The sequence below is a fragment of the Aquimarina rhabdastrellae genome, from assembly GCA_947387485.1.
Lineage (GTDB): Bacteria > Bacteroidota > Bacteroidia > Flavobacteriales > Flavobacteriaceae > Aquimarina.
In genome coordinates, this window is record CANDNT010000014.1 from 74781 (window position 1) to 91095 (window position 16315).

Genomic DNA, 16315 nt, shown 5'->3' on the forward strand with positions numbered 1-16315 from the left:
AAGCGTATGGATGATAATTTTTCGCCGAAAGTAAAAGATATTATAGCCTTTAGTAAAGAAGAGGCTTTGCGTTTAGGTCACGACTATATAGGTACAGAACATCTAATCTTAGGGCTATTAAGAGATGGTAATAGTAAAGCTATTGATATTCTCAACGCTCTAGAGATAGATTTAACACATTTGAGAAGAAAAGTAGAGATTCTTAGTCCTGCTAATCCTAATGTAGCTATTAGTGCTAATGAGAAGAAGAATTTACATCTTACTCGTCAATCTGAGCGTGCTTTAAAAACAACATTTTTAGAAGCTAAACTTTTTCAAAGTACTATTATAAATTCTGCACATTTATTATTGTGCATTTTACGAAATGAAAATGACCCCACAACTAAACTATTAAATCGCCTTAAGTTAAGTTACAATAGAATAAAAGAACAATTCAAATATATGTTAACAAGCGAAGATGATTACATAGATACACCTCAAGCTGAGTCTTTTTCTGATGAAGACGATACTTCTGGTGAAATCCCTAAGGACAACCCTTTTAACCCTCCTTCTGGCAGTAAAGTATCAAAGAAGTCTAAAACTCCTGTTCTAGATAACTTTGGACGTGATCTTACAGCTATGGCAGAAGAAGGTAAACTTGATCCTGTAGTGGGAAGAGCAAAAGAAATTGAACGTGTTTCTCAAATTTTAAGTAGACGTAAAAAGAACAATCCGCTACTTATAGGAGAACCGGGTGTAGGTAAATCGGCTATAGCTGAAGGTTTAGCTTTACGTATCGTAAAGCGTAAAGTTTCTAGAATCTTATTTGATAAACGTGTTGTTACTTTGGACCTTGCTAGCTTAGTCGCTGGAACTAAATATAGAGGCCAGTTTGAAGAACGTATGAAAGCGGTTATGAATGAGCTTGAAAAGAATGATGATATCATCCTTTTTATTGATGAAATTCATACCATCGTTGGTGCTGGTGGAGCAACTGGTAGTTTAGACGCTTCAAATATGTTTAAACCTGCTTTAGCTCGAGGCGAAATTCAATGTATAGGTGCTACTACACTTGATGAATATCGCCAGTATATTGAAAAAGATGGTGCTTTAGAACGTCGTTTTCAAAAAGTAATCGTTGAGCCTACTAATATTGAAGAAACCATTGAGATTCTCGAAAATATTAAAGAAAAATATGAAGAGCATCACAATGTAATATATACTGAAAAAGCGATAGAAGCTTGTGTAAAACTTACTAATCGTTATATGACAGACAGATTCTTACCAGACAAAGCTATTGATGCATTGGATGAAGCAGGTTCTCGTGTTCATATTACTAATATTGATGTTCCTAAAAAGATTTTGGATTTAGAACGTCAGCTTGAAGAAGTAAGAGAGCTAAAGAATACTGTAGTTAAGAAGCAAAAATATGAAGAAGCTGCAAAACTTAGAGATGACGAAAAAAGCATCGAAAAAGAGTTAACTATTGCTCAAGAGCAATGGGAAAATGACGCTAAGCTTCATAAAGAAACTGTTACCGAAGAAAATGTTGCCGATGTAATCTCTATGATGACAGGTATTCCTGTAAATCGTATTGCGCAAACAGAAAGTAACAAATTAGCAGAATTACCTGAATTAATTAAAGGTAAGGTAATTGGTCAAGATGATGCTGTTGCAAAAGTTGTTAAAGCTATCCAACGTAACCGTGCTGGTCTTAAAGATCCAAATAAACCTATTGGTTCGTTTATCTTTTTAGGTCAAACTGGTGTAGGAAAAACACAATTAGCAAAAGTATTATCCAAAGAACTTTTTGATAGCCTAGACTCTTTGATTCGTATCGATATGAGTGAGTATATGGAGAAGTTTGCTGTATCAAGACTGATTGGTGCACCTCCAGGGTATGTAGGTTATGAAGAAGGTGGTCAATTGACTGAGAAAGTTCGTAGAAAACCTTATTCTGTAGTACTATTAGATGAGATAGAAAAAGCACATCCTGATGTATTTAATATGATGCTTCAAGTACTTGATGATGGATATCTTACGGATAGCTTAGGTCGTAAAATTGATTTTAGAAATACAATCATCATTATGACTTCAAATATTGGAGCTCGTAAACTTAAAGATTTTGGACAAGGTGTTGGTTTTGGTACTTCTGCCAAAAAGTCACAAGCAGACGATCATGCTAAGGGAATTATTGAGAATGCACTTAAAAAGGCATTTGCTCCAGAATTTTTAAATCGTGTTGATGATGTTATCGTCTTTAATACTTTAGAGCGTGAGCACATTCATAAGATCATCGATATCGAATTGAGTAAGCTATATGCTAGAATCAAAACTATAGGCTATGATCTTAAACTTAGTGATAAAGCCAAAGATTATATCACGGAGAAAGGATTTGACAAGCAATATGGTGCTAGACCTCTTAAACGTGCTATTCAAAAGTATATTGAAGATGCTCTTGCAGAAGAAATCATTACTTCAAAACTTGAAGAAGGAGATCAAATCTTTATGGATCTTGATGAAAACACTAGTGAACTTACTATCAAAATCGATAAACCTGAAGAATCTACAGAATCTTAATTTTTAACAGATTCTTTATCATAACAGAAAGCCAGCTTTAATAGCTGGCTTTTCTTATATTTATCTATAATAAAAGTATCATTATTTATATCGTACTCTAGTCATAATAGGATAATGATCTGAGAGTTTAACATCATAGTTTTCAAAATCTACAATATCAAATTCTTTAGAGACCAGAATAAAATCTATTCGGATTGGGAAAAAGTTAAAATCAAAAGTTTGTCCAAATCCTTTTCCTATGTCTTTAAAGGTGTCAACAACATTTTCCTGCACTATTTTATTATAGATATAAGAATATGCCGTATTATTAAAATCTCCGCTTATAATCACTTTATACGGTGATGTATTTAAATGCTCAATGAATCGCTCTGTTTGGTGTTGTTGCATTTTAAATGTAGAACCTATACGTCCTAATAGCTTCTCTGAATCTTCTTCTTTTAATTTCTCTACTTGCGGAGAAATTTTCAATGATTCTAAATGTACATTATACACCCTAATCGTATCACGGTCAACTACTATATCTATATAAATGATATTGTTTCCAGTATTTTCAAAATCTAATGATCCTTTATTAATTATAGGGTATTGAGAAAATATAGCTTGTCCTGATTTACTTTTTCCTTTTTTAAGTTTTACATATTTGTATTTAAAATTTGTAAAATTAAGTTGTTTATTATCATAATATTCTTGAACACAAAATATAGCAGGATCTTCTTTGTTAACAAAGGTCATGATTTCTTCTCCTACACTTTCTGATGCTATCCATTTATAATGATTAAACATTCTTACATTATAATTGAGTACAGAAATATCTCTTTCGCTATGATTTTTTCTAGTATTGCTTCCTAAATTATATAATGATGTAATATGCGATGTCCCTATTAACAACACCAATAATGACAATAAGAATTGTTTTTTTAGTTTTATTATCCAGTAGGCCAAAAACAATACATTAACTATAATTAATAAAGGAACCGTAAGACTAAATACAGACAATACGGGAAATGTATCTGGCGAGATATAGGGTAAGATGTACGAAAATAATAGTGTACAAGCTACTACCGAATTCATCAAAAAGATAAACTTATCAAGTAGCTTTAAATTTTTCATTAGTGATGATATATTTTAATAGTGGTTATTAATTATTCTTTCCTGATTTAAACAGGAAATCCTTTTCTTGTTTTGTCAAACTATCGTACCCACTCTTACTTATTTTATCTAAAATTTTATCGATCTGCTCTTGTTGTTGAGATTTAGTATTTTTAGATACAGAAGTATTTGTTGTTTTATACTTCTTCTTTTTAAAATCTTCTGCTTTATATACTGTTTTTAACGGACTTCTAGGTTTAAACGAAAACAATGCAATTAACTTATCCATCATATTTTCAAAACCACTACCTATATTCTTTTCTTTTTTAGCTTGTATAGCATACCAATACCCAAAAATAGCTCCTCCTAAATGCGCTATATGTCCTCCTGCATTACTCACAGGTATTCTCGCTATATCCATAAAAACAAAAAAAGCTGCAATCCACCAGAACTTAACTGTTCCTAAAAACATAAGTCGTACTCCCATATTAGGTATATAAGTCGCTATAGCAATCAAAATCGCCATTACAGCTGCCGATGCACCTATCATAGGTAAGCTACTTACATTAGTAAATGCAGGAAATAGATTAAATGAAAGCATAAACAGTAAAGCTCCACTTATTGCACCTAAAAGATAAACTGTGAGTGCTCTTCTACCAGAGAAATAATTAATGAAAAAGTTACCCGAAAAATATAGGATAATCATATTTGACAAAATATGCCATAAGTCTGCATGTACAAATGCATAGGTTATGATTGTCCATGGTTTAACTAGAAATGCCATTAATTCTTTAGGAAAACCTAGCCATTTTATTAAGGTTACCGGAGGTAATCCAAAAAGAAAAAATAAAGTTTTTAATAGAAAAGCTACCACATTGATAGCTATTAGTTTTTCTATTATTGAAAAGTTCTTGTATTTAAGTTTTAAATCCTCGTATATACTCATCTGTCCCAACGATGTTTATTAAACGAATTCTTTTTCCAGTACCACATCATAATAAACCCAAATAAAGCACCTCCTAGATGGGCTAAATACGCTGTATTAGACGGACTAAAAATAGATACTCCTGTCAATACCGAAAACAAATCCATAAGGATAATTGCAGGAATAAAATATTTAGCTTTTATCGGTATAGGTAGAAAAATCAGCATCAATTTATGATTAGGGAATAACATCCCAAAAGCTACCAACACTCCCATAATTGCTCCAGAAGCTCCAACTAAAACAGTTAAAAAATTACTTACAAAAGTATCTAGTGTATCTTGATTTATTACAGATAACCAGCGTGTATCATATTTACCTTCATTTAATAACGCTAATATTTGCGATTTATCATATCCAGATTCAATTAATGTATTTAATATTGAATTAAACTGAAAATAATTATATCCTGCATGAATAAACAAAGCTCCTAAACCTGCTGATAAGTAGAAAAATATAAATTTCTTCTTTCCTAATTGTTGTTCTACTGGCGTTCCAAACATCCATAAGGCAAACATATTAAATAAAATATGTTGAAAATACACCGTACTACCTCCTGCTGTAGGTACATATGAGGCATGCATAAACATATGAGTAAGTACTTGCCATGGCTTGAACATATCATTTTGTGGAGCATGAAATGCAAATAAATTGGTAAAAATAGTACCTCCTTGTCCTATCGTAAGTGTCCCTATCCAAAAAAGAACATTTATAATCAGTAAATGTTTTACTGTATCTGAAATTCCTCTCATTTCTTAAAATTTCTTATCAATTTCGTCTACGGTCAGTGTTATAAATGTTGGTTTATTATCTGGCGTAATTGTAGGTTCTGTACAAGCAAAAAGACTATTTACTAGATGCTGTTGTTGCATTTGATCTAATAATACTCCTGTTTTAACGGCCACACTTTTTGCCATTGATCTAGCCAAGATATCTGTTTGAGAAAATCCTTTTTCTGGAACTTCATTTTCAAGATCACTTAACAATTGTTCTAATAATACAGATACTTCACTTTCTGTGATTACAGTAGGTATTCCCATGATCTCAATTTCTTCATCTTTAAAAGCGCCAAAAACAAAACCTGTATTCTCTAATTGCTCTTTTACACTTTTTAAAATCACCATTTCTTGTACAGAAAAAGATAACATTAGCGGAAATAGCAATTGCTGACTTACCGCATTTGCCATAGTAATATTCTTCAGCATTTCTTCATACAAAACTCTCTCATGAGCTCTATGTTGATTCAATATAATCATACCACTTTTTATAGTCGTAATGATATATTTTCGCTGTAATTGATATGTATCTTTCTTTTCTAAAGTAGAAGTGTCCTTCTCATCGAATAAAGAACCTGTAACCTCTGTACTTTCAAATTGGATAGATGAAAATGTTTCTTCTTCCTCTTCTTCATCTAATTCTCTTTGTTTACTAATCTCTTGCATAGAAGATTCTAGTCCCACATATAGGTTTTCCCAACTACCAGTAGTATCTTTTCTCTGTTTTGAAAACGTCTCTCCTTTTCCAAAGTTTGTATTTGATAACGACCTATCTGATCGTATAGAACTACTCTCTTCTTTAAATGGATTAAAGGTACGATCAACTTCTATAGTAGGTGTAAATGCAGATTTATTTTTATACTCATAAGGAGTATCCATACTAGAATCCCTATCAAAATCTAAAACAGGTGCTACATTAAATTGCCCTAGACTATGTTTAATTGTTGATCTTAACATCGCATATAATGAATGTTCATCATCAAACTTAATTTCGGTTTTAGTAGGATGTATATTAATATCTATACATTTTGGATCAACTTTGAGGTACAAAAAATAGCTAGGATGTGTTTTCTCTTTTAACAATCCCTCAAAAGCCGAATTTACTGCATGATTTAAATACGCACTTTTAATAAAGCGATCATTAACAAAGAAAAATTGTTCTCCTCTACTCTTTTTGGCAAATTCTGGTTTACCAACAAAACCACTTATAGTAACCAGATCTGTTTCTTCATCAACCGGAACTAATTTTTCATTGGTTTTTCCTCCAAAAATATTTACTATACGTTGTCTATAATTACTTCCTGGAAGATTAAATACTTCGTTCCCATTATGGAACATTTCGAACCGTATATTAGGATGTGCCATTGCTACACGATGAAATTCATCAAGTATATGACGTAGCTCTACAGTATTGGATTTTAAAAAATTGCGTCTTGCAGGAATATTATAAAAAAGATTTTTAACACTAATTGAAGTTCCTTTTGGTGTTACACACACTTCTTGAGAACTAATCTCACTTCCTTCAATTCTAATCTCTGTACCAACTTCGTCTTTTTCTTGACGTGTTTTTAGTTCTACATGTGCTATCGCAGCAATAGAAGCCAAAGCTTCTCCACGAAATCCTTTAGTATTTAGTTTAAATAAATCGTCTGCACTTTTAATTTTCGAAGTAGCGTGACGTTCAAAACATAAACGTGCGTCAGTCACACTCATTCCTTTTCCATCATCAATGACTTGAACAAGTGTTTTTCCAGCTTCTTTTATGATTAGTTTTATAGTGGTTGCATCTGCATCAATAGCATTTTCCATAAGCTCCTTTACAACAGAAGCTGGACGTTGCACCACTTCACCAGCAGCAATTTGATTTGCTACATGATCTGGTAATAATTGTATTATATCTGACATTTATCGACCTGCAGTAAATATGGATAAATCAAAGTCTATTATATACAGAAATATAAAAATTAAAAGCATTGCAATAAAGATCACTCGCTTGTTTATTTCTCTATTTCCACGAGTTCGACTACTCTTTCTTGCTTCGGCCCAATGAGATCCAAAATCAATAGCATTTGTCGTCTCTCTATATTTTTCTATTCTACTTCCCATCTCATAGACATTACCTACATCTTTCCCCTTGTAATATCTTGGGGTGTAGTTAAATCGTCTATTTGTCTTCTTTTTAAGAATATTAACTTTCACGGCCTTCTCCTTTCTTTATTTCTGATACTCAAATATACTCAAAATAGGGCGTACTATAAAGCATTTTTTATAGCTTCCCTTTATCTACTTGTATAGCAAGGATAATGCCGTAATTGTATATTATGACTTTTTTGCTTAGTTCTACTATTTAAAACTTAGCGTCTTTGCGTAGTTGCGCCATTTTTATAGCTGCAATAGCTGCTTCTGTTCCTTTATTTCCGTGTTTACCTCCAGATCGATCAATAGATTGTTGTCTGTTATTATCGGTTAATACACAAAAAATTACAGGAATATCACTTTGTATATTTAAGTCTTTGATTCCTTGAGTAACACCTTCGCATACAAAATCAAAATGTTTGGTTTCTCCTTGAATGACATTTCCTATTGCGATTACAACATCTAGCATGTCATAACTTTGTTGCATTTTTTTACATCCATAAATTAATTCGAAACTCCCAGGAACATTCCATCTTACAATATTCTCTTTTAATGTTCCGCAATCAATTAAGGCATCAAAAGCTCCTTGAAAAAGCCCTTCTGTTATTTCTTCATTCCATTCTGAAACAACAATCCCAAATCGAAAGTCTTTCGCATTTGGGATTGTAGCTTTATCGTATTGTGATAAATTTTTATTTTCTGTAGCCATATATTGCTATCTATTATTTCATTGCTTTAGCTTGTCCTAAATATACATCTGCTTGGTTAGCTTCAGTTGTTTTAGAGTATTCTTCTTTAATACGCTCTAAATATTTAATCGCCACATCAGCTTTACCTAAACTGATAGCAGTTACTCCAGCTTTTAGTAAAAATTTAGGTGTAGTAAATTCATTTGTTTGGCTAGTAGCTGCCTTTTCATAATACTTTAAAGCATCTTCCATCTGGTTTAATTGAGCAAAAGCATCACCAATTCCTCCAGCTGCTAAAGGTCCTAATATTTCATCACCACCATTAAATTTCTCTAAATGAGCAATTGCCTCTTGGTATTTATTTGTATTTAAATACGCAAAACCTGCATAGTACTCAGCTAAATTAGCCGCTTTTGTACCTCCGTAATTTTCTATAATTTCTAAGAAACCATATTTACCATTACCTCCTGTTAATGCAAGGTTGTATAAAGAATCACTTACCTTTTCATTTCCATTCAACGCATTGTCAAAATACTCTTGAGCTTGGAACATTTCATTAGTAGCATCTATCTCTTTAGGCTCTTGGATAAATTTCTGGAATCCTAAGTATCCCATAACTGCCACTACTATAATTCCTATTACAATAAAGATATATTTCTGATTAGCAGCAACCCACTCTTCAGTTTTTGATGCACCTTCATCTAGCTTGTCAAATACCTCTGCAGTTGTTGAATCTTCTACTGCGATATCTTCAACAACATCCTCTATAATTTCTGCTTTCTTTTTAGGTTTATATCCTCTTTTCTTATAAGTTGCCATAAATTGAATTTAATGTGATGGTGCGCAAAAATAAAATTTTTATTGAAATCTGAAAGATAAAATATTTGTTATTTTTCAATAATTTGCACTTTCAAATATAGACTTCTTATAAAAAAGAACGGTACCAGAGGGGATTTTATTTTATGATTTTAAAAAAGCTTTCATTAATCAACTATAAGAATTTTGAGTCTTTTAGTGTAGACTTTGATCACAAAATCAATTGTTTTGTAGGTCATAACGGTGTAGGTAAAACCAATGTCTTAGATGCTATATACCATTTATCTTTTGGCAAAAGCTATTTTAACCCTATCACTAGTCAAAATATTAATCATAATGCCGATTTTTTTGTAATTGATGGTTTATATGATAAACTCGAACGTGAAGAAAAAGTAATTATCAGTGCTAAAAAAGGACAGAAAAAAGTTATTAAACGTAATGGGAAAGCTTATGATACTTTTAGTGAACATATAGGTTTTTTACCTCTAGTTATTATTTCTCCTGCAGATCGTGATTTAATTACCGAAGGAAGTAGTATGCGCCGCAAGTTTATTGACGGTGTAATTTCTCAAAGTGATGCTTCCTATTTATCTGCTCTTTTAAACTACACAAAGGTTGTTACACAGCGTAATTCTTTACTTAAATATTTTGCAGCTAATAGTACTTTTGATCCTACTACATTAGAGATTTACAATCAGCAAATGGAGGACTATGGAACTGTAATTCATCAAAAACGCAAAGCTTTTTTAGATATTTTCATTCCTATTTTTATAGCTCGATATGAAGCAATTAGTTCTGGTAGAGAAAAAGTATCTTTACGTTATCAAAGTAAACTAACGGATACTTCTTTAACAACTCTTCTCGAAGAAAGCTTACAAAAGGATCGCGTATTACAATATACTAGTGTAGGTATACACAAAGATGATTTAAGTTTTGAAATTGATGGTTTCCCTATCAAAAAATTTGGAAGTCAAGGGCAACAAAAATCTTTCTTGATTGCTTTAAAACTTGCACAATTTGATTTTATCAAAGAACAGAATCAGGTTCATCCAATTTTACTTTTGGATGATATTTTTGATAAACTTGACGAAAAACGTGTAGAACATATCATCAAACTCGTAGATGATAAAAATTTTGGTCAATTATTTATTAGTGATACTCATGCTGATCGAACAGAAAGTGTTGTTAAAAAGATTTCTCAATCATACAAAATTATTAAACTCTAAAGTTCTTCTTTTTTTTAAACTTTTTTAATCCGAAATTTGCATCTTGAATATGCAACCTAACACGCTTATGCTTTACAGAAGTTTATTTTTACTTTTTATATGTTTATCTTTTGCTAATTGTACTAGTCCTAAACCTGAAACATTCATACCTTTTTTTGAAGGTTATTGGGAAATTGATCATGTAGTTATGGGAGATGGTTCAAAAAAAGCGTATAAATTCAACCCTATTATAGATTTTTTTGAAGTAAAGGATAGCATTGGTATTCGTAAAAAATTACAGCCTAAACTTGATGGTACATTTATTTCTACAAATGATAGCGAACATTTTACATTTAAAATAGAAAATGATAGTTTATATATGTATTATAAAACTCCTCAAGCTTCATGGAAAGAAACTGTTTTAAATGCTAGTAAAACAGTATTAATAGTAAAAAATCAAACTGGAAACATTTATCATTATAGACCTTATCAAAAAATCGAACTCTAATGGCTAGACGTGAAAATAACAACCTTTCTTTAAGCGATTTATTAAAAACTTTTGTCGCTGATAATAATTTACAAAAAGGACTTGATAAGGTTCAAGTACAACAAGTTTGGGAACAAGTAATGGGTCCTGCTATTATGAGATATACTCAAAACATTGCTTTAAAAAATGATGTGCTTTATGTACAGTTAAGTTCTTCTGTTTTACGTGAAGAATTAAGCTATGGTGTACAAAAAATCATAAGAAATCTCAATGAAACCTTAGGAAAAGAATTAATTAAAAAATTAGTTTTAAGGTAATAAAAAAACAATGATACCTTTTATAGGCATCATTGTTTTTTTATCATTACTTCTTTTAATTAATTTAAGTCACTAACTAAAATATCCCATTCTTTGAATTCTGCGTTGTTTCTTAATAAATCATTATCACTATAAAGAATATACATTTTATTATCAAGTATTTTCATTTGGTGAATAGTTTTATATCCGCTATTATTTTCTATATCTGTTTCTAATTCTCGATACGAATTATCTAAAGTATTATATACTCCTATTACAAAATCTCTACTTATAATATTTCCATCATTATTATAATTTTGACTCTGTCCTGCTACATAAATCAAATTGTTTAATCGTTGTACAAACGTATGACGTATACCTCTATCCATATAGAAAGTTTCTATGTTCGTAGGATTATTTAAATCAATTTTATAAACTGTATTTTTCTCAGGAGTATTCAAACTAAATACTTCCCTTCCACCAAATACATATAAATAATTATTAATTATTGTTCCTCTAGCTCCAAATCTTTTTTCAGGTAAAGTAGCAAATTCTATTAATGTTTCAGTCTCTATATCCCATTTATAAATTTTATTAGATTGTTCTCTATAATTAAAATCTCCACCTATAATATAAATAGTATTATCTATATAGGCTGTTCCAAATCTTGAAAAAACCTTATTATGAGGAACATAAATAGGTTCTTCTATTATATCAAGTTCATAAGTATTTACATCAAATCCAGCTACAACATATAATTTATCGTCAATAATATGTAATTGCTTTGTACTAAAACCACTTCTGGAGACTCTTTCAATTTGATTATTGTTATCTAAATTATGCTTTATTATTTTTTCTGAGAAATAATTATTCGGATCATTAATCTCATTTTCTCTAATTCCTATATATATACTATTTTCTTGATATGAGCCCCTCATTCCTGGATCACCTATGCTCGAGGCATATATAGTAAAAGCTTCTGTAAAATGTAGTTCTGAAGATGGCGGAGAGGAATAATGTTCTAATAATTTTTGATTAAGAACAAAAATTAATGATCCTCCAGATTCAGTATTAATTCTAATATTAGCCGTAGTAGTATTAACTACATCTATTTCTATACCCTCTACATTAGAGGCTAATATTGTACTATTCTCATCTTGATATGTTAATATAGTTTCCTTTTTGGAAATATAACTATCAGAAAAAGTCTCTTTAACAGTTGATGCATCTGTTTTAATATCATATCCTCTATTCCAAACTAATGCTATTTCATCATTATCTGTTTCAGAAAATACAAACTCATCATCAATTACATTATAGTTTCCTGTAAGATTCAATGTTTCATTGCCATTATGCAATTTAGCATCTACAACATACCATGTTTTAGAATTTCCAGCAGTAAGTGTTTCTATTGTTTGTTCTCTAATCTCTTCTGTTGATAATTCTTCTTCTACTTGAGTGTCATTATCACTTTGACAGGCTGTTATAAATAATGCAGCCAAGATTACTTTGATTGATAAATTTCTTTTTTTCATTTATATAATAATTTAATGCTACAAAGAACATCAAATACTAATAAATAGCCAAAACATTTTTAATCAGAACTCACATAAAAATTAGATTTATAAAACATTATTTTTGTTTAAAACGAACGCCTGTACTAGTGGTTGTATCAGCCCATTTATAGGTGAGTTGATGATATTTAAAATCTAAAGCTGTTTTTTGTTCTTCTAATATGTCTGATTGAAAACTTCGTTGTAAAATATCTTCTATCCAATAATCTTCTTCTATTTCAAGAGGATTATATTTACGTTTTAAAGAAATATCAAAAAGGCTAGCTGTGCTATTATACCAAAAAGCACTCCATCCACTCCTATATTGTTTTACAAGATCAAACATTGTTTTACCTGTTTGTCTATGAACAAGTTTAACTAATATTTGCCCCTCTGTTCGTGTCATTTTCTTTAACTCGGCAGTAAATTCTCCTTCTATATATTTTTGAACACGTTTTATATACCTCCTTCTTGCTCCTTTAGACTTTATTTTTTCTAAACGCTCGTTCAATTTTGTTAATCGATCAGCTGCTAATTTTGCATACGGATATACTTTACGTGTTTTTCTTCTTAAAATCAAATATCTCCTACGCTCATACTTGTCTTTAAAATGTAGTTTACCTAAAATAATAACTTCATCTAATCCAATAGCATCTTTAGGGATCGTATCACCTTCAATAACATAATATTGTACATACCGGTCTATAGAGTCTTTTTGTTTTTCAACTTGACAGAACCCTAGATTATAAAAAATGAATATTATAATGTAAACAACTTTCTTTAGCATATATACTTAATAGTAACTAAAATCGCTTCAAAATTAACAATTAACCATTTGTAAAATGTAAAATCTTTGTGAATATTATTAAATTGGTCAAAAAATAACAAACATGGCTAAAGACAGTATTTTAAATAAAAAGTCGTTAGACTTTCTCGAAAAATACCTAAACAACGCATCTCCAACAGGATACGAATGGGAGGGACAAAAAATATGGATGGATTATCTTAAACCTTATGTTGATGAGTTTATTACCGATACTTATGGTACTGCTGTAGGTGTAATTAATCCAGAAGCAAAATATAAGGTTGTTATAGAAGGTCATTCTGACGAAATCTCATGGTATGTGAACTATATTACTGATAATGGTTTAATTTACGTTATTAGAAATGGTGGTAGTGATCATCAAATCGCCACATCAAAACGTGTAAATATCCATACTAAAAACGGTATTGTAAAAGGTGTTTTTGGATGGCCTGCTATACATACCCGTAAATCTGGAAAAGAGCAAGCTCCTACTTTAGAAAATATCTGTATTGATGTAGGTTGTACTACAAAAGAAGAAGTTCTTGCTTTAGGGGTTCATGTAGGTTGTGTTATTACTTATCCAGATGAGTTTTTTGTTTTAAACGAAAATAAATTTGTTTGTAGAGCCCTTGATAATCGTATAGGTGGTTTTATGATTGCCGAAGTAGCTCGTTTATTAAAAGAAAATGATCAAAAGCTTCCTTTTGGTCTATACATTACAAATTCTGTTCAAGAAGAAATCGGTTTACGCGGTGCAGAAATGATTACTCATACCATTAAACCAGATGTTGCTATAGTTACTGATGTTTGTCATGATACCACAACTCCTATGATCGAAAAGAAAGTTCAAGGAGAGACAAAAATTGGTGATGGCCCTGTAATTTCTTATGCCCCTGCGGTTCAAAATAAACTACGTGAATTATTAATTGAAACTGCAGAAAAGAACGAAATTCCATTCCAACGTATGGCTTCAAGTCGTTTTACAGGTACAGATACAGATGCTTTTGCTTATAGTAATGGTGGTGTTGCTTCTGCTTTAATTTCACTACCATTGAGATATATGCATACTACAGTTGAAATGGTTCACAGAGAAGATGTAGAAAACGTTATACAATTAATCTACAATTCCTTATTAAATATTAAAGAAGGAGAAACTTTTAGTTATTTTGACTAAAAAAGTTCTGATATAGCACATAATTTTTAAAAAATTATGTGCTATATTAATTATCTCAATATCTATATAAAAAACTATTATTAGTTTTAAAGGTATTCATTAATAAACTATAATAATTTTGTATAAAAATCAAATAACTGATAAAAAAAAATTATAATGAATACACACCAAAACACAGTAGACGCACTTAATGTTTTATTAGCAGATTACCACCTTCACTATCAAAAACTTCGTAATTTTCATTGGAATGTAAAAGGACAAAACTTCTTCCAATTACATGAAAAATTTGAAGAGTTATATGAAGACGCTAAGCTTAAAATTGATGAGATTGCTGAACGTATTCTTACACTTAGAGCACAACCTGTAAGCAATTTTAGTGATTATTTACAGCTATCTAATATCAAAGAAGCTAGTTCTGATCTAGTTGATCATGATATGGTATCTGCGATACTGTCTGATTACGAAATTTTATTAAATCAACTTAATACTGTTACCAAATTAGCCGAAGATACCGAAGATAATGGTACTCTAGACATTACTGGAACTTATATCGGTGAACTTGAAAAAACCAGTTGGATGCTTCACGCTTGGAATCAAAAAAAATAAGATCATATGCACAAACTCTCTTTCTTGATTATTGCTTTTAATGTTTTTATAAGTTGTCAAAGTCAAAAAGATTCTAAACTACAGAAAGTAGCTACGTTACCATCAACTTTGGATGAAATCTCAGGTATCAATTATACACATAAGACTAAAACCTTATATGCTATTAATGATTCTGGTAACGCTAATACATTATTTCAATTAAATCTCGAAGGAGAACTTGTACATCAAAATACATTACCTACATCGATTACTAATGTAGATTGGGAAGATTTAGCTTATGATCATAATGGAAACATCTTTATAGGAGATTTTGGAAATAATGATAATAAGCGTAAAGATTTAGTCATTTATAAAGTAAATTCTAGCGATACATCAAAAATAAGCGCTACTCATTTTAGCCTTGAAGATCAGAAAGATTTTCCTCCTAAAAAATCTAAACGCAATTTTGACATTGAAGCTTTTATTTATCACAATGACTATTTCTATCTTTTTACAAAAAATAGAAGTTCTAAGTTTAATGGTATTACTAAACTTTATAAGCTTCCTGCTAAAGAAGGGAGTTTTAAAGCCAAACTTCTTACAACTTATAGTATAGGTAACGATTCTAGAGATTGTTTTATTACTGCTGCAGCTATAAATACAAATGGTGATAAAATAGCTTTATTAACCTATAATAAAATATACTTATTATCTAATTTTGAAGGAGATCATTTATTTGATGGTGATGTTCAAAAAATAAAGCTTAAACATTTTTCTCAAAAAGAAGGCATTACTTTTATTGATGATAATACACTTTATATTAGCAATGAAACCAGTAAAAGAAGTGCTGCTAGTTTATATCAATATTCGTTAAATTAGAATATTCTTTATAAAATAAAAAGACCAGTATAAATACTTGAATTATACTGGTCTTTTTTATGTTTAAGAAATAGTATCTAGTAATTTACTGCTGGACAATTACAATCATAACGTTCTTTTCGTTTTCCGAAATCATATCCTAATGTTAATTGATGGTAACTCTTATCGATTACAATATCATTTGTTTGATAACTATATGTGTATCCTAACATCCACTTCTTGTAATTAACTCCTACAAATGGGGTGATATATTGTAAGTTTTGTCCCTCTATAGTCGATGCACC

Annotated in this window: 17 protein-coding genes; 7 read left to right on the forward strand and 10 right to left on the reverse strand. The window is 30.6% G+C overall.

Annotated elements, in window-relative coordinates; genetic code table 11:
* Positions 1 to 6: 6 nt before the first annotated feature.
* Entirely contained in the window at positions 7 to 2559 is a 2553-nt protein-coding gene (locus ACYEKI_RS17125; protein WP_459212428.1) for an ATP-dependent Clp protease ATP-binding subunit, read from the forward strand.
* An 81-nt stretch (positions 2560 to 2640) separates the two neighbouring features.
* Here the strand turns inward: ACYEKI_RS17125 and ACYEKI_RS17130 are convergent, their stop codons facing one another.
* The 7 genes from ACYEKI_RS17130 to ACYEKI_RS17160 all read right to left on the reverse strand — a co-directional run bounded on the left by ACYEKI_RS17130 (position 2641) and on the right by ACYEKI_RS17160 (position 9050).
* A complete protein-coding gene (locus ACYEKI_RS17130) occupies positions 2641 to 3669 on the reverse strand; it encodes an endonuclease/exonuclease/phosphatase family protein (RefSeq protein WP_459212429.1) in 1029 nt (342 codons plus the stop codon).
* A 28-nt stretch (positions 3670 to 3697) separates the two neighbouring features.
* The gene (locus ACYEKI_RS17135; protein WP_459212430.1) at positions 3698 to 4594 is read right to left on the reverse strand and encodes a rhomboid family intramembrane serine protease; all 897 of its coding nucleotides are present in this window, start codon (positions 4592 to 4594) and stop codon (positions 3698 to 3700) included.
* Positions 4591 to 5382 (reverse strand): rhomboid family intramembrane serine protease, encoded by a 792-nt coding sequence (locus ACYEKI_RS17140; RefSeq protein ID WP_459212431.1) that lies wholly within the window; start codon positions 5380 to 5382, stop codon positions 4591 to 4593. The genes ACYEKI_RS17135 and ACYEKI_RS17140 overlap by 4 nt, the downstream gene beginning before the upstream one ends.
* 3 nt (positions 5383 to 5385) lie before the next feature.
* Positions 5386 to 7311 (reverse strand): DNA mismatch repair endonuclease MutL, encoded by a 1926-nt coding sequence (gene mutL / locus ACYEKI_RS17145; protein WP_459212432.1) that lies wholly within the window; start codon positions 7309 to 7311, stop codon positions 5386 to 5388.
* The gene (locus ACYEKI_RS17150) at positions 7312 to 7605 is read right to left on the reverse strand and encodes a hypothetical protein (RefSeq protein ID WP_459212433.1); all 294 of its coding nucleotides are present in this window, start codon (positions 7603 to 7605) and stop codon (positions 7312 to 7314) included. It lies immediately after the preceding gene.
* A 148-nt stretch (positions 7606 to 7753) separates the two neighbouring features.
* Positions 7754 to 8251, reverse strand: coding sequence for a 6,7-dimethyl-8-ribityllumazine synthase (gene ribH / locus ACYEKI_RS17155; RefSeq protein ID WP_459212434.1), 498 nt, complete (start codon positions 8249 to 8251; stop codon positions 7754 to 7756).
* Between the two features lie 13 nt (positions 8252 to 8264).
* The gene (locus ACYEKI_RS17160; RefSeq protein WP_459212435.1) at positions 8265 to 9050 is read right to left on the reverse strand and encodes a tetratricopeptide repeat protein; all 786 of its coding nucleotides are present in this window, start codon (positions 9048 to 9050) and stop codon (positions 8265 to 8267) included.
* 143 nt (positions 9051 to 9193) lie between these two features.
* On the opposite strand from ACYEKI_RS17160, the gene recF reads away from it, so the two are divergent.
* The 3 genes from recF to ACYEKI_RS17175 all read left to right on the forward strand — a co-directional run bounded on the left by recF (position 9194) and on the right by ACYEKI_RS17175 (position 11056).
* Entirely contained in the window at positions 9194 to 10273 is a 1080-nt protein-coding gene (gene recF / locus ACYEKI_RS17165) for a DNA replication/repair protein RecF (protein WP_459212436.1), read from the forward strand.
* Positions 10274 to 10340: 67 nt separating this feature from the next.
* Positions 10341 to 10760, forward strand: coding sequence for a lipocalin-like domain-containing protein (locus ACYEKI_RS17170; RefSeq protein WP_459212437.1), 420 nt, complete (start codon positions 10341 to 10343; stop codon positions 10758 to 10760).
* Positions 10760 to 11056, forward strand: coding sequence for a DUF721 domain-containing protein (locus ACYEKI_RS17175; RefSeq protein ID WP_459212438.1), 297 nt, complete (start codon positions 10760 to 10762; stop codon positions 11054 to 11056). Before ACYEKI_RS17170 ends, ACYEKI_RS17175 begins: the two co-directional genes overlap by 1 nt.
* A gap of 59 nt (positions 11057 to 11115) precedes the next feature.
* Here the strand turns inward: ACYEKI_RS17175 and ACYEKI_RS17180 are convergent, their stop codons facing one another.
* Together ACYEKI_RS17180 and ACYEKI_RS17185 are read right to left on the reverse strand one after the other, a co-directional pair.
* Positions 11116 to 12570, reverse strand: coding sequence for a hypothetical protein (locus ACYEKI_RS17180; RefSeq protein ID WP_459212439.1), 1455 nt, complete (start codon positions 12568 to 12570; stop codon positions 11116 to 11118).
* Between the two features lie 97 nt (positions 12571 to 12667).
* Positions 12668 to 13375 carry a DUF4294 domain-containing protein gene (locus ACYEKI_RS17185; RefSeq protein ID WP_459212440.1) on the reverse strand — a complete coding sequence of 236 codons (708 nt, stop codon included), beginning with the start codon at positions 13373 to 13375 and terminating at the stop codon, positions 12668 to 12670.
* 103 nt (positions 13376 to 13478) lie between these two features.
* On the opposite strand from ACYEKI_RS17185, the gene ACYEKI_RS17190 reads away from it, so the two are divergent.
* The 3 genes from ACYEKI_RS17190 (at position 13479) to ACYEKI_RS17200 (ending at position 16031) form a co-directional block, all read left to right on the forward strand.
* Complete coding sequence (locus ACYEKI_RS17190; RefSeq protein ID WP_459212441.1) at positions 13479 to 14567, forward strand: M42 family metallopeptidase; 1089 nt, start codon at positions 13479 to 13481, stop codon at positions 14565 to 14567.
* A 156-nt stretch (positions 14568 to 14723) separates the two neighbouring features.
* On the forward strand, positions 14724 to 15173 hold the full coding sequence (locus tag ACYEKI_RS17195; protein ID WP_459212442.1) for a Dps family protein: 450 nt from the start codon (positions 14724 to 14726) through the stop codon (positions 15171 to 15173).
* 6 nt (positions 15174 to 15179) lie between these two features.
* A complete protein-coding gene (locus tag ACYEKI_RS17200) occupies positions 15180 to 16031 on the forward strand; it encodes an SdiA-regulated domain-containing protein (RefSeq protein WP_459212443.1) in 852 nt (283 codons plus the stop codon).
* Between the two features lie 77 nt (positions 16032 to 16108).
* Here the strand turns inward: ACYEKI_RS17200 and ACYEKI_RS17205 are convergent.
* The coding region (locus ACYEKI_RS17205) for a type IX secretion system membrane protein PorP/SprF (RefSeq protein ID WP_459212444.1) at positions 16109 to 16315 on the reverse strand (207 nt) is incomplete at its 5' end.

Bases quoted from the DNA above. Each gene is read 5' to 3' on its own strand.
- ACYEKI_RS17125 (WP_459212428.1), top strand. From the start codon at position 7: ATGGATGATAATTTTTCGCCGAAAGTAAAAGATATTATAGCCTTTAGT.
- ACYEKI_RS17130 (WP_459212429.1), bottom strand. From the start codon at position 3,669: ATGAAAAATTTAAAGCTACTTGATAAGTTTATCTTTTTGATGAATTCG.
- ACYEKI_RS17135 (WP_459212430.1), bottom strand. From the start codon at position 4,594: ATGAGTATATACGAGGATTTAAAACTTAAATACAAGAACTTTTCAATA.
- ACYEKI_RS17140 (WP_459212431.1), bottom strand. From the start codon at position 5,382: ATGAGAGGAATTTCAGATACAGTAAAACATTTACTGATTATAAATGTT.
- mutL (WP_459212432.1), bottom strand. From the start codon at position 7,311: ATGTCAGATATAATACAATTATTACCAGATCATGTAGCAAATCAAATT.
- ribH (WP_459212434.1), bottom strand. From the start codon at position 8,251: ATGGCTACAGAAAATAAAAATTTATCACAATACGATAAAGCTACAATC.
- ACYEKI_RS17160 (WP_459212435.1), bottom strand. From the start codon at position 9,050: ATGGCAACTTATAAGAAAAGAGGATATAAACCTAAAAAGAAAGCAGAA.
- recF (WP_459212436.1), top strand. From the start codon at position 9,194: ATGATTTTAAAAAAGCTTTCATTAATCAACTATAAGAATTTTGAGTCT.
- ACYEKI_RS17170 (WP_459212437.1), top strand. From the start codon at position 10,341: ATGCTTTACAGAAGTTTATTTTTACTTTTTATATGTTTATCTTTTGCT.
- ACYEKI_RS17175 (WP_459212438.1), top strand. From the start codon at position 10,760: ATGGCTAGACGTGAAAATAACAACCTTTCTTTAAGCGATTTATTAAAA.
- ACYEKI_RS17180 (WP_459212439.1), bottom strand. From the start codon at position 12,570: ATGAAAAAAAGAAATTTATCAATCAAAGTAATCTTGGCTGCATTATTT.
- ACYEKI_RS17185 (WP_459212440.1), bottom strand. From the start codon at position 13,375: ATGCTAAAGAAAGTTGTTTACATTATAATATTCATTTTTTATAATCTA.
- ACYEKI_RS17190 (WP_459212441.1), top strand. From the start codon at position 13,479: ATGGCTAAAGACAGTATTTTAAATAAAAAGTCGTTAGACTTTCTCGAA.
- ACYEKI_RS17195 (WP_459212442.1), top strand. From the start codon at position 14,724: ATGAATACACACCAAAACACAGTAGACGCACTTAATGTTTTATTAGCA.
- ACYEKI_RS17200 (WP_459212443.1), top strand. From the start codon at position 15,180: ATGCACAAACTCTCTTTCTTGATTATTGCTTTTAATGTTTTTATAAGT.